A 1,057-nucleotide genomic window follows, 5' to 3' on the forward strand; every position below is an offset into this window, starting at 1 on the left:
ACATTATCTCCACAACACCCGCTGGGGTTTTGTTGTGCTCGTTGTGCCCCCCAGCCGCGGGGCCGGCGCGCCCCCCCCGCGGGCGGGGGGGCCCCCCCCCCCGCCCCGCCCCCCCCCGCCCCTCCCTCGTCGGGCTGCAGGGTTCCCGGCCGCGCCCGCCGTACGCGGCCGTCGGCGGCGGGCCCGTGGAAGCCGGGAGGTCAGTGGGAGAAGACCTCCCGGAGTTTGTCCTCCTGCTCACGGTCCAGGTTCGACCGGAGCAGCTCGGAGTGACCGCCGGGGAACGCCTCCCTCACGCGGTCGACCACGGCGTCCTGCGACAGCAGGAACAGCGCCGATGTGCCGGGGGTGACCTTCGACTTGACCGAGTCGATGAAGTCGTCGTCGATGCCGACGTCGGCCATCTTCCCGCCGAGCGCGCCGGCCGCGGCGCCGACAGCGGCGCCGACAGCGGCATGAAGAAGAGCAGGCCGAAGAGCATGCCCCAGAAGGTGCCCGAGAGGGCTCCGGCGCCGGTGAGATTGTTCAGCTGCTTCGTCCTCGGCTTCGACGCCTCCGCCGGCCAGCTGACCGTGGCCCCGTCGAGCACCTTGATGAGCTCCTGCTTCTGCAGTTCCAGGAGCGTGCTCTCGACGTCGGCGGCCCCTTCGGGCGAGTCGAACTTCCAGACGGTCAACGTGGCCATGGGCCCCTCCGGTGAGCTGTGTTCGTGCGTGGCGGACAGCAGCCAGTCAAGGCCACACCGTCAGGGCCCGCACTTCGGCGCGGACGCACGAAGGCCGCCGAGGTCGATTACCTCACCGCCGGACACGCGAAAATCTATGGCGGCCGGAGTAGACATCGGGCTGCGGCGCGACTAGGGTTCTTCTCGTAGCCCAGAGAGACAACAGGGCCTGGCAGAGACGAACTGCCGGCAAGCGGTACCAGTAGTGCAAAGCGGTACCCGCAGTACCCGCAGTACCCGCAGTTGCAGGACGGTACGGCGGTGGAGTTCCGAAGCCAGGTGGTTGCAGGACGGCGACGGGACTGACGGCCGGACCGGGTGGCCCGCAGTGAT

The 1,057-nt window shown here is 69.8% G+C and carries 1 protein-coding gene; it reads right to left on the reverse strand.

Features of this window, described 5'->3' with window-relative positions; translation table 11 throughout:
• Positions 1-200: 200 nt before the first annotated feature.
• Positions 201-731, reverse strand: a complete 531-nt coding sequence (locus ACFWUY_RS36700) for a DUF1269 domain-containing protein (protein WP_384120343.1) — start codon at positions 729-731, stop codon at positions 201-203.
• Positions 732-1,057 lie beyond the last annotated feature (326 nt).

Origin of the sequence: Streptomyces sp. NPDC058664, assembly GCF_042716635.1 — a bacterium.
GTDB lineage: Bacteria > Actinomycetota > Actinomycetes > Streptomycetales > Streptomycetaceae > Streptomyces.